A 14,057-nucleotide genomic window follows, 5' to 3' on the forward strand; every position below is an offset into this window, starting at 1 on the left:
TTACATCAATAAATAGGCGAGTAGCTATTGAAATTTGGAAGAGGTAATGTTCATATGAAAATTACGATCGCTGGAACAGGTTATGTAGGCTTATCAAATGCTATATTATTGGCTCAACACAACGAAGTAATTGCATTAGATATTATTCAAGAAAAAGTGGATATGATTAATAATAAAAGGTCTCCAATTGTTGATAATGAAATTGAGGAGTTCTTAGCAAAAAAAGAATTAAATTTAACAGCCACTACAGATAATTATAAAGCTTTCAAAGATGCAGAATATGTCATCATATCTACACCAACCAACTATGATCCAGAAAAGAATTACTTTAATACGAGAACCGTGGAAGCTGTTATTGCTAAAGTATTATCAATTAATCCAGAAGCAGTGATGATTATTAAATCTACAGTACCCGTGGGTTACACTAAGACAGTCCGAGAGAAGTTTGAAACAGAAAATATTATCTTTTCACCGGAGTTTTTAAGAGAAGGTAAGGCTTTATACGATAACTTGCATCCTTCAAGAATTGTTGTGGGAGAGCAGTCTGAAAGAGCCAAAGTTTTTGCTGACTTATTAATAGAAGGTGCTTTAAAAGAAGATATAGATGTTTTGTTCACGAATTCAACAGAAGCGGAAGCTATTAAACTTTTTGCTAACACCTACCTAGCGATGAGGGTGGCTTTCTTTAATGAACTAGACTCCTACGGAGAGGTAAGGGGATTAGATACTAAACAAATTATTGATGGTGTTGGACTTGATCCGCGGATAGGAACTCATTACAATAATCCTTCTTTTGGCTATGGTGGCTATTGTCTACCGAAAGACACGAAGCAGCTACTGGCTAACTATGAAGATGTACCAAATAACATCATGGCAGCGATAGTTGATGCCAACAGAACAAGGAAAGATCATGTAGCCGAAATGATTATTAAAAGGAAGCCTAAGATTGTAGGTATCTATCGCCTTACGATGAAAATGGATTCAGATAACTTTAGACAATCAGCTATTCAAGGGGTTATGAAACGGATTAAGGCTAAGGGTATTGAAGTTGTGGTGTACGAGCCAGCTCTCGCTGAAAAAGAGTTCTATAATTCTAGGGTTGTCAATGATTTTGAAGAGTTTAAGAATATTTCAGAGGTCATCGTAGCGAATCGACTATCAGATGATTTACGTGAAGTAGAGGAAAAGGTATATACGAGGGATTTGTTTAGTAGAGATTAATAGAATGGTCTAAGATGTCTTCCACATTCCACACTATGCTGATGCTTCAAAAGCAAAGTGAGAAAAAGGTTGGACAGCTAATCGTGATATTATTGCCATGGTCAGGAGACGGAATTAGTACAGTAATGTAAATTACCCGCTGAGCTAGTAATTACTGGCTTAGCGGGTATATTTCTTTGTCTTCAGATAGAACGTATATTCTTATTGTTTGAGCCATTTTTCATAATCAGTACTTTCAAGCTCCCCAACTCTTACTTGTTCCAACTTATCCTTTGCTTCTAAATACCATCTATTAAAGTCTTCTTTAGTCATCTTGCCATTTCTAACCCTAGCGTAATGTGTCTTATATGCACGATTATATATTTTCAGAGGGTAATCTTCTTCTAGCTTTTTTTGAAAAGCTCGTTTTGGACCAATTTCAGAACATGGCTTTTCCTCTCCATCAATTATCCTGTGACAGTATTCCACATTTAGATTATGAACCACGAAGTACAAACCACAGTTCCTACATTTCTTAACTGCGGTATTACTTAAAATCATATGGTAGATTTCAAGAAAGAGTACTTCAAATAAATCATTCACTTCATATTCCTCATAAATCCCTTCTGTATATCCCGTCTTAGCGTAATCAATAAGCCTGTCCAATGCATCCAGTGCATCTGGATGAACGTTTTCCTGATTTTCATGGATGCCTTTTAAATCTCCATAAAGCGTAAAGTGATGATCAAGGAAACACGGTGACGGTTCTCGTGTTTTCCTAATCATTTCCACTTGTCTAATAAAAATTTAGTTTAGGATGCATGTCACCACCAAAATAAACTTTTTTCATAGCTTTGTCCTACGCCCTGCCGCGTATATTTCAAGTAACTGTATGAGAAAAGTGAAAGATAGTGTAAACGCTAAACTATTTACTTTTAAAAGTATTGTTGTAAATCTTGTTGTATATCAATCAAATATTTTCTGCAAATTTAGGAACGAACGTTTTGTTTTTCTAGCAATCTTTCAAACAAAATGATAATATGAACATAACAATTACATAAAGCAGGTGGGCGGTTAGCCATCTCCCGATAGGAGGGAGGTGGAAAAATGACGACATTCGAGGGAAACACGGGGACGGATCTCATGTTTCCCTAATCATTTCCATTTAGCTTATAAATGGGACGGTGGGACAGGTACCCTGTCCCATTTTATTGATAATATTACGATATGGGCTAAAGTGTCCATCTGGAGTTTGAAGCAAGTGCATAGAAAGAAAAATGGCCCTCCATTGAGGGCTTAGGGCTATTTTAGCAACTTATGTATTTTTATTTTAGATTTAACTTGTTGTTTTGGATCCACCCGTTCTTAGTGCCAAATAAGCAGTTAGAACTCTATTAAAATCTAATTCTTGTAATTCCCCACGATATGTGTTCGGTATTAAACTTAAATCGAATGATAAAGAAGAATCGATTTCGGCGGGAAACACGGGGACGGTCCTCGTGTTTACCTAATTATTCCCATTCGACTAATTTACAAATATTTTTCTTTTTCAGGAAAACTAGAAGGAATTTAGAACCAGTTGTTGAATACAAATAAATTACAGCACAATCTGCTTTCTTCAAAACTATCAATTCACACACCCACTCTTTTATTCTCCAATCGAATCTACAAACATTCATTTCTCCTAAAACTATTATTTAGAAACATGGGGACGATCCTAACAGGGGTCAATCGGAAGTTTTGCACAAAAATAGGCACAACTGGAAACACGGGGACGGTCCTCGTGTTTCCCTATTTATTTCCATTAATCTAATTTATAAATATTTTTGTTTTTTCATAAAACTAAAAGGAATTTAGAACCAGTTGTTGAATATCAATAAAGAACCGCACAATCTGCTTTTCTTCAAAACTACCAATTCACTCACCCACTCTTTTATTCTCCAATCGAATCTACAAACATTCAATTCATTTATTAAATCAATCATCTTTTTAAAGGGAGGCTATTCATTTGACCGTCAAAATTTCCAGCATCGGTTTAAAAGGGCTTGAGGGCTACCACGTGCAGTTTCAGGTGCAGGAAACATGAGGACCGTCCCCGTGTTTCCAAATGAGTGAACAAGCATTTATTGATGTTCGGGAAAATGTGGGCTGTCCTGATAATATTTATGGTACGAAGAATTGTTATGAATTCTTAAATGATTTAATAACAAAAACAGAGGGGCTGGTGATAGTAGACCATTTCTCTCTAACTGACTATGATAACGTTAGTGCCATTGAGTATCATGAACCTTATATAAAAATCATCTGGAAATATTTTGTTAAAAATAAACCGCCAAGAGGGTTTGAAGGTATGGTGCAAGATATCTTTGGTGCCCATTATTTGTATTCACTTTGCAATATACAACAGCTGAAATTTATAAATGCAAAAAGTCATTTAATGGTTTTAGTCATGCCTAGTGTAATAAAGATAAAGGACGCTAAAAAAATTTTAGGGCTTAATAAATTAAAAGAGGATCAATATAGAATACAAGATAATAATCAATAATTACATACAGAAATAAAGTTTATTGATAATAATTTTGTACACGAATGCCAACTATATAACCTGCCATTTATTAGTTTTTTATTACAACCTAAGGAGGGAGATGTTCATAAATCGCATTCTCAAAGGAAACACGGGGACGGTACTCGTGTTTACCTAGTTATTCCCATTTTGCTAATTTATAAATATTTTTAATTTGTGAGAAAAACTGGAAGTAACTTAGAACCAGTTGTTGATTACCAATGAGGGGCGTGGGTTACAGGCACCTCGTCCCTTATAATGAACCTATAGAAAGGAAATTCCGATGCCCCCAAAAAGGTGTAATTTCTAAATTTCTGTATCAACGAACTGGCTTCTTATACTGCTATAGTAGTGAAGAGTATGCTCTAGGTAAGCATATTTTTATCTTTATAGAAGTAAGGAAATTCTTCGCATATTTGCCGGTAGGTTCCTACGCCTCTAATTAAATCCTCCGAACCTTTATAGCATTCTTTGTGATAAAGGGTGTTAATAAAATCGATGACTACATGATCTCTTTCTTTTAATTTACTTCCGCAGTTTGAACAGTTAATAGATACATAAATGGACATATTATCAATTACATCCTTTCAAATACTGTTTAGTACTATTATATCTGAAATCTAATTCTTGTTCCTGAACACCTTCCCTTTAAGGTTAGAATGTGTGTCAGTGTATTATTTATAGTTTTTGATGTAAGTGTAATTTTACTGAACGATAAACAAATTTGAATAAACGATATAAAGTGGGTGGGTAATCATTTCGAAGGTGGGGAGATACCTCCTTTCGATTAGGTTTTTAAAAGATGTAGATAGGTAAAAGGAACTTTAATAAAAGGGTGGAGATTTATTCTTCTCTTTTACTCATACTTGAATAAACTTCCCGTGTGGCTTCAACCAGAAGGTCGGAAGGATCTTTTAAGCTAAGGCCATTAGCAATCTTAAAAAGGGTCTCGATTGATATATTCACTTCTCCTCGTTCAATTTCACCGAGATACTTATCATTCAGTTCTGATTCCTCAGCCAGCTTTTCAATCGTTATACCTTTACTCCTCCGTCTTGAACGAACCGTTTTTCCTATGTAATGGCTTAATCTACTTGTTTTACTCACAGTAGGGACTTTCTCCTTTTTACCATTAATTATCATAGTGCTAAAAAGGAGTTTACACAGTCTATAGACGGTAAAAGTGGTTTTGTATGCCCTGGTTTTGGTACCTGTCACCACTCGAAAGTAGGGGGACAAGGGGAAAAGTGGAAACACGGGGACGGATCTCATGTTTCCCTAATCATTTCCATTTAACTTATAAATGGGACGGGGGGACAGGTACCCTGTCCCATTTTATTGATAATATTACGATATGGGCTAAAGTGTCCATCTAGAAACACGGGGACGGTTCGTATAGGGGTCAATCGGAAGTTTTGCACGCAAAAAGGCACAACTAGTGGATAATGCTAGCTGTGCCTTAGCTTCTTTTTATGCGTTTTAACTAAATGCAAAATTTTTGATTGCCCGGGAAGAATGAAGTCGCGGTCCCCTGCCTATGGGGTTTCAATGTTTTGGTTTTTCCTTATTTTTTGTCTTTTTAGGTGTTTTTTACTTGAAACAATCTTATTTGTATCCATTGATAGTTGTTTGCGGACATAACTTCCCCCTCCCCACTAAAGAGGCTTTTTTGAGTAGGTATTCAGTTTGAACCATTTAAGGTAAAGCCTCAGAAGCACTTTTAAGATGTCCTTTTTTACAAGCTGGACAAAGGGTGACATCTTTTTTTATAAGGATAGATAGAACTTCGGTAGTGCTTAATCCTTCAAATACAGGTTTGTAGGTAGGGCTGTTTGTCAGCCTCCTACAGAGTGTGAGTTTGGTCTTTTTATTCCGATTCGCTAAGATTCCATAGTGTCTAATTTTCACAAATCCCTTCGGGAGAATATGCATTAAGAATCTTCGAATAAACTCTTTACCTGTCATTGTCACGGTCTTTTGTTGATTGTTATTTTTATAGTCTTTCACTTGTATCGTTACTGAGTCTTTGTTTATATAGACGATTCGATTATTAGATATGGCAATACGATGAGTGTAACGACCAAGGAAACACGGGGACGGATCTCGTGTTTCCCTAATCATTTCCATTTAACTTATAAAAGGGACGGGGGGACAGGTACCCTGTCCCATTTTATTGATAATATTACGATATGGGCTAAAGTGTCCATCTGGAGTTTGAAGCAAGTGCATAGAAAGAAAAATGGCCCTCCATTGAGGGCTTTGGGCTATTTTAGCAACTTATGTATTTTTATTTTAGATTTAACTTGTTGTTTTGGATCCACCCGTTCTTAGTGCCAAATAAGCAGTCAGAACTCTATTAAAATCTAATTCTTGTAATTCCCCACGATATGTGTTCGGTATTAAACTTAAATCGAATGATAAAGAAGAATCGATTTCGGCGTATGACTTTTTATCTAGTTGAGCTGCTTCCCAATGGACAATTTGAATTCGGTTTGGAAAACGGGTCGATGGCTCAGAACCAGTGATTTTAACCAATACAGCGATTGTAGTTCCATCAGGTTTAATAGACATAATTAAAGCCGGACGTGTCTTACCTGCAGCTTCGCCCGGCTTTATAGGTGGTTTAAAAGGGAAATATAAATCGTAAATTTCGCCTGCTTTCATTAGTCTTCTAACCAGCGCAAATGCTGTGGATTGTTGTAATCTATGGAAACACCGGGACGGATCTCGTGTTTACCTAATTATTCCCATTCCGACTAATTTACAAATATTTTTCTTTTTCAGGAAAACTAGAAGGGATTTAGAACCAGTTGTTGATTATCAATAAAGAACCGCACAAACTGCTTTTCTTCAATACTTTCATTTTCACTCACCCACTCTTTTATTCTCCAATCGAATTTACAAACATTCATTTTATTTATTAAATTAATCATCTTTTTTGAAACACGAGGACCGTCCCCGTGTTTCCGATCATTTGAAGAAAGCTGTGGGCTTTAAACCGGAAACTACGATTGAAGAAGGACTCCAGAAATTTGCCGATTGGTATGTAGATTATTATAAGGTGAAGGAGAAACACGGGGACGGTACTCGTGTTTCCCTAGTTATTCCCATTCTGACTAATTTACAAATATTTTTCTTTTTCAGGAAGGGAAACATCGGGACGGATCTCGTGTTTACCTAATTATTCCCATTCCGACTAATTTACAAATATTTTTCTTTTTCAGGAAAACTAGAAGGGATTTAGAACCAGTTGTTGAATATCAATAAAGAACCGCACAAACTGCTTTTCTTCAATACTTTTCATTTTCACTCACCCACTCTTTTATTCTCCAATCGAATTTACAAACATTCATTTTATTTATTAAATTAATCATCTTTTTTGAAACACGAGGACCGTCCCCATGTTTCCGATCAATTGAAGAAAGCTCGATTGGTATGTAGATTATTATAAGGTGAAGTAAGTAAAGGCTTCTCTAGAATTAGCCATAAGAACTCAGCTTAATAGTGGGTGAGTAAATGAGTGAATATATTTCAAGTAGATATACTGATAAACTAGATAATAGGATTATTGATATAACGTATGATGATATCAGAGCTCTGTTTTTCGAGAATGAACGGGATAAAAAAGAGTGTGAAGCAGTAACAAAAGACACTTATGCAGGAAATAATTATTATTCCGGTATTCCAGGAAATGAACACTTGGACCTTTATAAAGAATTTCTATACAGAGACCCGAAAACGTCAGGTTTTATCATGAAGTATCCACATGGGATTGTTATTCGACAAGCGGAAAGAAATAATTATTATCGTGGAGAAAATCAAATCTACTCAAAAAGTGTACCATCATTAACTAGAAGGCTTAACCAATATAATAGTGAGGGAGATAAAGAACTTTATAAGCTTTTAGCAGATATGCGGATTGCAGAATTTGGAATGTTTCTGTTTGAATTCGACTTAGTAAAGAATTGGGCAACACGTTATGGTGATGTCCTATTCGAAGCTTTAGCGCAACATTACGGTTTGGAGACATATTGGCTAGATATTACAAATGATTTTAATGTTGCTCTGTTTTTTGCGACCTGCTATTACGACGGCATTGAAAAACGGTGGAAACCCTTAACAAAAGAGATGATAGAGAAATCCGAAAGTACGAAATACGGGATGATTTTTCATATACCACAATGGCAGATTAGTACTAAAAGCATGTTTAATGTTGCTGGGAAATACTCAAGTAATGATGAAGAAAAAATCCTGATTAATGACGTTTTGCCAATCGGATTCCAGCCATTCATGAGATGTCATATGCAGCATGGCTACGGTATAAGAATGGTGGATGAATTTCCTCTTCAAGAAGACAGTACCTTTGAAAAATTAAGATTTCGTCATTCTGAAAAATTATCTAAAGAAATATATGAACGAATGGATCAAGGTAGGTTGATTTACCCTCATGAAGGACTTTTAGATTTAATGGATATTATAGAGGGCATTAAACAATCCAGTGTTTTCACTGAAGAGTCCTTTGATTATGCATTTAATAACAATAATTATTTTACTGATAAAGCAAAATGTAGAATATTACTTTGTGAATCAAGCATTCTTGGTGATAAAAGGATCAATATTGGAAAGTCACATCCTTATCACCTTAGTAGACAGAGAAGACGAAGGTTAGACAGGATGTATGAAGATTTTTCTATTGAAAAAGAATATGGTATTAAATTGATGACTAGAAAATCTGCATATAGATCTTAAAAAAAATAAGTTTTTTGCTTTATTAAGGGTGAATGGCACAGAGTCTGATCCAAAGGACAGAACAGGCTCTGTATACCATTTATTTACTCTCGCCGATTATGACAAGTTCTTCTTGAATGACCCCATCAGGATCAAATGCTTTTGCGTAAGAGGTTGGCTCTAATCTTTCTTTAAAAATCACAATGTTTCCTTGCTCCTCATCAGACTTAGAGGACAGATAGAGGATACCTTCAAATAACCCAGAGTCATAAACAGTTTGTGCAAGAAGCTGGGTAGGAGCCATTTGGCCATGATCATTAGACCTTTGCCAACTGCCTGTCATTTCCTGTATGGTGGTATCTAGTAGATATAAGTTTTTTTCATCACGCAAATCCAAGAGGCGTGAAAATCGTACTTCAACCGACCAAATAATGAATGGAGGAAACTTCCTTTGTTTGAAATTTAATGTTTCGTCCATAGTTGTTTCAATTTCCTCGGCTAAATAGATGGCTGGATAGGATCCCTTTGTATGAAAACGTCCGGATGAATATTGATATCCATTTCCAGATAAAGGGGTATCACCGTCTATTAAATACTTTAGATTCATAAGTCGGAAACAGTTTGCCATGTAGGGAACAGGGTGAATCTTCGTAAGTTGAATTTTTAATTGGTCCATTTTTAACATCATCCTACACCCCTAGGTCTCCCAATCCTGAAAGTTCTCTATATATTTCTTCAAGAACTTTTTCTCCTTTGCCATCTTGAATCCGTTCCCACTCTGTTTGTTCCAGTCCATGATGTTTTTCATGTAACCATTGTTGAAAACCTTCCATGTCCCCATTTAAATATAAGCCCAATCCGATTAATTTCAAGAAAAATTCATATCCCTGTCCTTCTGTCCACGCATTCTTTAACTCACGTGGCATTACTTTCAACGTATTTGCCCATTTTCCCCATTGGCTACTTACATCCAAAGGATTTCCAAGGTCTAACTTCCAAAGAAGCGGTAACATATCATCGCTAGCTGACTTTATTAAGTTCATGATGTTGGATTGAAGCGATCGTATTTCCTCTGCTTCTGTTTCAGTGTCACAATTCTTTATAAACTCTTGGAGAACATCTGAAATCCATTTTAACCGGCCCATGGACTGTTCTCCTAGGGAATGAAGGAAAATTCCAGACTTGAGCATGCTGTTAATCTGTTCTATGCTACGGAAAAAGATTGTTTGTGTACTAAAGTAAACAGAAAGTTTTCGAATGAGTGACACATTTTTGTCTTCAATCAAATCCAAAAGTGCTTGATTTTCCTCTTGAAGTTCACCATGCTCTGTTAGGATTGCTAGTGAATAGAGGACATCATCGAGTAGCAGCTGATCCGATGGTAGCGTCCAAATGGATGGATGTAAGTACTCCTTAAAATAATTAAAAATGGTTACCACTAGTGCTTTTTCATCTTCTGAAAATACTCTGTCTATACTGATCTTTTCAAGGGCACTGAGTCCTGTGAAAAGTCCTACTAATAGCCTGATACTATCAGAATGCCATTTGCTATAGTTTGTCGATTTCAACAGTGGATTGAGATATAGATGCCAAGGAAGCTTTTTTAGGAAGTCATGATTATACCAATCTGTCCACTGATCTCCGAACTGTACCAATAGAATGTTAACGATTCTTTTAAGATTCTTATGGTCGGTTGAAGCATGAAAATAGTATGGTTCCTTTGTCGTTATGTTTGTAACCCACTGATGGATCATTTTCATTCTTGTAGCAGAAACAAAATCAGGTTGATGTTGATTTATATGGTCGAGCAGCTCAGTAAGAAACGGCTGCCTGATTCTCATGATAAACGGCAAGTCTTTGTCGGATAAAGAAGACGTTAATAAATATGGTAAGTGCGAATGTAACGCATCTTTCCACTGTTCTTCTTTGTATAGCGTACCTAAATAGGTAAGCAACACTTTTTTCTTTATTTCGTTTGAAATGGTCAATTTGCCAAAGGTGGAAGCTTGATGGCTATCCAATATACTAAAAAGAATTATTCTTGTTGCAATCTCACTTGAACTAAATGCTTCGTTAAAAGATTCCTTCCTGCTCAATAAATAAAGAAAATGAGGAAGCAGTACAAAATTCTGGTCAAGTTCAGAAAAATAGGCATTAGAATTTAAATGATATAAATATGATGCATAAAAGTGGTTTTGCTTCAATAATCGTTCGTATTCATACGAATAATGATAAAGGTCATAAAATGCAAGATGACTTGCAAGGGATTCATTCCTTTCCTCAAACACTGCCCTTAAAGTAAACCATCCTCGGTCACTTTGATTCATTGTTTCCTTTATTTGCCTTTCAATGGATTGCAGTCGGGTAAGGAGAAAGTCGGTTAAATCCTTATCCATTAAAATTTCATCTGCAAGAATGTTGCTCCCATGGTAGTTCCAGAAAGATAGTGCATCAAAGAGTTGTGTAAGGTCAGCATAATCATCACTTTTCTGCATTTGTGCTTTTAGGATTTGTTGTTTAATGGTTTGAGTGACTTGCTCTTTTTTATCAGCCCTCACTTCCCATGTATAAGTACCATTGTAATCTTCAAAAAGACCTTCATTTATACATTCCTCTAATAATTTTACTGAATTATTTTCTTCCGTTTGGAGTAAAAGGGAAATAATCCTCTCCCATCCCGGAAATGACTTTAAACCGCCTGGAAGAATGGTTTTATTAGGAACTGAGGCAGACTTGCGGTTTCTTGAATTTGAAAACAGCATTTCTGCTTTGGCTTCTTTTCTGCCTGTTATTTTACCTTCTCTGAGTTCATGTATATATGAGATCACGCTTTCTAACACACTTGATGGAATTTTAATCATAATACCTGGAAACTTTTGACCGACGCTATGAAAAGACGTTCCAAGCATATATGCTGTGTAACCAGTTTTGTTTTCTAAAAGTAGAAATCTGTCATGGAATTGTTGCTCAGATGCCTTCTTGCTTTGAACATTGATGATTTCCATATTAGCAGGTAAGAGGGTACTGTTTTTATCGATGTAGTTTTTCACATATTCGAGTGGTGAAAGATTCTCATCATTTCGCTTATTTGATAAGCTAGTAATAATCTCAATAGGCAAATTTGTCTTCATACGTGATAAGAATTGCCCTACGGATTCATGCCCAAAATAAGGATCAACTAGGGTTGCTTTTTTAACATCCTTAGCTTCCAATAACGATTGAAGGTAAAGGAAGAATTGCGTCTCTCCCTCTTGTGTTGCAGGGAAGAATCTACTGGTACCGACGGACTGTTTGTTTGGTGCGAGAATAGAATTGATATCCTCTTCAAACAGGTCACTTTCGCTTACCCATGGATCAAATGAAAACCCGTCTATCTTAATCGGATTTCTTCCATATGTTTCAACAGTTTCAACCTGTTGTTTATATTTTTCAGGAAGCTTTTCAGACCAAGGATCTCGAATACGTTTATTTACACCTCGTATGTTCATATCCATGTTTAGTGAGCGGATCAAATGAGTATCTTCATAATGTAGAAGATGGCCATGTTTGGACCATATTTTAATTTTGTAGCCAGAGATAGGTTCATTGGTTTGAAAATCTCGTGTTTCTCCCGCTTTATGAATTGTTAAAACTTCATCCAATATGATAGCTTCTCGATTTCCATGATCATTCGTTAGTGAGAGATTTACGGTAAGTGGCATATGATCATTAAGTGAATCATCTGTCCATAAGGATGCGCCGGTAGTGACGTATTCTCCCTTCCATGCTCTTCCATTCAGAAACTTCCTTTCCCGATTTATTTTAAGGTGAACGCCTATTTCTTTAGTTGTGAGTGATTGGTTGTCAGTGCTTGTATAAATTTCGATGTTACCAAACCGATAGCTGTCGGAAGATAATAAAGAAATCCCTACCTCATTTTGAATGAGGTTTTCAAGCTCCACCATTTCTTTTTTTGCTCGAGATGTATCAAGCTGTTCAGTGGGAAAGAGCAGAGTGAGCCAGTTTGATTTATTCATAGCGAAGTATATGTCCACAAGGGAAGTCCGGTTTGTCAGTGACTTAAGCCCCTTTTTAAGGATTTCATTATCATACGAATAAACGGTTGGACGCTTCATCCATTCGGGAAAAGAAAGCAATTCTGTATTAAATGTAAGGCTTTGATTTTCATTCCACTCAGATACTTGTTGAATCAACTCTTCCTTTGTGATGATTCCACTTATCCGTATTAGTTTCCATCCCTTTGGTGCTCCTTGAACAAGAGAAAACCTCAATTCTTTGAAATCAGACTCCCCAACATCTAATCCATATCCATATACAAAGTGTGCTACATTTTCTGTTTTTCTTTTGAGAAAATAAAAGGTTGATGCAAACATATCGAGTACATCCTCTCAATTTTTATTGAATAAAGCTTTTCACCAGTTAGGTTCTGTAATCAAAAATATTTGACAATAGAGTAACATTAAAATAAAATTTGTTCAAGTGAAACACTTGATTAAGTGAATCACTTATGTGAGTGTATTTACTTAAAAGGGAGTTGGATATAATGGACGAAAATAATAAAATTGAACAATTAGAACATAAAGTGGAAAAATTAACCGAGCAGGTTCTCCGATTACAGAAACAAATGCTTACGATTACCGGGGAAAAGGATGCAAACCTAATTTGGAAGCGGAATGCTACCGACGAATTTATGATAAAACTGGTCTATCCAGGTATATTTAATTACATTAATAACCCGACCGCTGGTTTTCCGAAAAACCGAAAAAAAATAGCGCAGGAACTTAAACCTGGACAATATATGTTTTTATACGTTACCTCACCAGAGAAGAAAATTATTGGATTGACTAAGGTCGTAAGTGAAATGAATGTAACGGAAGGAAGATGGCCGTATTCTGTAGACCTTGAGTGGGTAATTAACCCAAAACCAGGGGTGAAATTCTCCGATGTCGGGCTTGATATACGTCCGCGCCCGGGAGACACTCTGTATGCATTGTCTGAAGAAAAAGCACAAGAGCTGATTGATACGTTGAATAAACAAATAGATTTAGATCAGAGTACGCTTGATTACTTAGCTGGTAAGTATAAAGAATAGGATAAAGGAAACACGGGGACGGATCTCATGTTTACCTAATCATTTCCATTTAACTTATAAATGGGACGGGGGGACAGGTACCCTGTCCCATTTTATTGATAATATTACGATATGGGCTAAAGTGTCCATCTGGAGTTTGAAGCAAGTGCATAGAAAGAAAAATGGCCCTCCATTGAGGGCTTTGGGCTATTTTAGCAACTTATGTATTTTTATTTTAGATTTAACTTGTTGTTTTGGATCCACCCGTTCTTAGTGCCAAATAAGCAGTCAGAACTCTATTAAAATCTAATTCTTGTAATTCCCCACGATATGTGTTCGGTATTAAACTTAAATCGAATGATAAAGAAGAATCGATTTCGGCGTATGACTTTTTATCTAGTTGAGCTGCTTCCCAATGGACAATTTGAATTCGGTTTGGAAAACGGGTCGATGGCTCAGAACCAGTGATTTTAACCAATACAGCGATTGTAGTTC

General features: G+C 36.1%; 10 protein-coding genes and 2 pseudogenes. 5 read left to right on the top strand and 7 right to left on the bottom strand.

Annotated features, from left to right (window positions below):
- The first annotated feature begins 54 nt into the window (after positions 1–54).
- Positions 55–1,221 (top strand): nucleotide sugar dehydrogenase, encoded by a 1,167-nt coding sequence (locus PY093_RS10115; RefSeq protein ID WP_275645776.1) that lies wholly within the window; start codon positions 55–57, stop codon positions 1,219–1,221.
- A 201-nt stretch (positions 1,222–1,422) separates the two neighbouring features.
- Here the strand turns inward: PY093_RS10115 and PY093_RS10120 are convergent, their stop codons facing one another.
- Entirely contained in the window at positions 1,423–1,986 is a 564-nt protein-coding gene (locus tag PY093_RS10120) for a DUF6076 domain-containing protein (RefSeq protein WP_275645777.1), read from the bottom strand.
- 1,321 nt (positions 1,987–3,307) lie between these two features.
- Here PY093_RS10120 and PY093_RS10125 point away from each other — a divergent pair.
- On the top strand, positions 3,308–3,745 hold the full coding sequence (locus PY093_RS10125) for a hypothetical protein (RefSeq protein ID WP_275645778.1): 438 nt from the start codon (positions 3,308–3,310) through the stop codon (positions 3,743–3,745).
- Positions 3,746–4,606: 861 nt separating this feature from the next.
- On the opposite strand, the gene PY093_RS10130 is transcribed toward PY093_RS10125, so the two are convergent.
- The 3 genes and pseudogenes from PY093_RS10130 to PY093_RS10140 all read right to left on the bottom strand — a co-directional run bounded on the left by PY093_RS10130 (position 4,607) and on the right by PY093_RS10140 (position 6,427).
- Entirely contained in the window at positions 4,607–4,870 is a 264-nt protein-coding gene (locus tag PY093_RS10130; RefSeq protein ID WP_275645779.1) for a helix-turn-helix domain-containing protein, read from the bottom strand.
- A gap of 588 nt (positions 4,871–5,458) precedes the next feature.
- Positions 5,459–5,851: pseudogene (locus PY093_RS10135) on the bottom strand (IS91 family transposase); the annotation flags it as partial.
- A gap of 210 nt (positions 5,852–6,061) precedes the next feature.
- A complete protein-coding gene (locus PY093_RS10140; protein WP_275645781.1) occupies positions 6,062–6,427 on the bottom strand; it encodes a type II toxin-antitoxin system PemK/MazF family toxin in 366 nt (121 codons plus the stop codon).
- A gap of 301 nt (positions 6,428–6,728) precedes the next feature.
- Between PY093_RS10140 and PY093_RS10145 the strand changes: the two are divergent.
- Together PY093_RS10145 and PY093_RS10150 are read left to right on the top strand one after the other, a co-directional pair.
- Positions 6,729–6,830 (top strand): annotated as a pseudogene (locus tag PY093_RS10145) (NAD-dependent epimerase); the annotation flags it as partial.
- Positions 6,831–7,279: 449 nt separating this feature from the next.
- Positions 7,280–8,512 carry an FRG domain-containing protein gene (locus tag PY093_RS10150; protein ID WP_275645782.1) on the top strand — a complete coding sequence of 411 codons (1,233 nt, stop codon included), beginning with the start codon at positions 7,280–7,282 and terminating at the stop codon, positions 8,510–8,512.
- Positions 8,513–8,591: 79 nt separating this feature from the next.
- Here the strand turns inward: PY093_RS10150 and PY093_RS10155 are convergent, their stop codons facing one another.
- Together PY093_RS10155 and PY093_RS10160 are read right to left on the bottom strand one after the other, a co-directional pair.
- Complete coding sequence (locus PY093_RS10155) at positions 8,592–9,167, bottom strand: RES family NAD+ phosphorylase (RefSeq protein WP_275645783.1); 576 nt, start codon at positions 9,165–9,167, stop codon at positions 8,592–8,594.
- A gap of 13 nt (positions 9,168–9,180) precedes the next feature.
- On the bottom strand, positions 9,181–12,864 hold the full coding sequence (locus PY093_RS10160; protein ID WP_275645784.1) for a VPA1262 family N-terminal domain-containing protein: 3,684 nt from the start codon (positions 12,862–12,864) through the stop codon (positions 9,181–9,183).
- 170 nt (positions 12,865–13,034) lie between these two features.
- Here PY093_RS10160 and PY093_RS10165 point away from each other — a divergent pair, with 170 nt between their 5' ends.
- Positions 13,035–13,583 (top strand): hypothetical protein, encoded by a 549-nt coding sequence (locus tag PY093_RS10165; protein ID WP_275645785.1) that lies wholly within the window; start codon positions 13,035–13,037, stop codon positions 13,581–13,583.
- A gap of 220 nt (positions 13,584–13,803) precedes the next feature.
- Here the strand turns inward: PY093_RS10165 and PY093_RS10170 are convergent.
- Positions 13,804–14,057 (bottom strand): hypothetical protein (locus PY093_RS10170; RefSeq protein ID WP_275645786.1); only part of this gene is annotated, 254 nt, incomplete at its 5' end.

This window comes from Cytobacillus sp. S13-E01, from assembly GCF_029193815.1.
Taxonomy (GTDB): Bacteria; Bacillota; Bacilli; order Bacillales; family Bacillaceae_L; genus Bacillus_BV.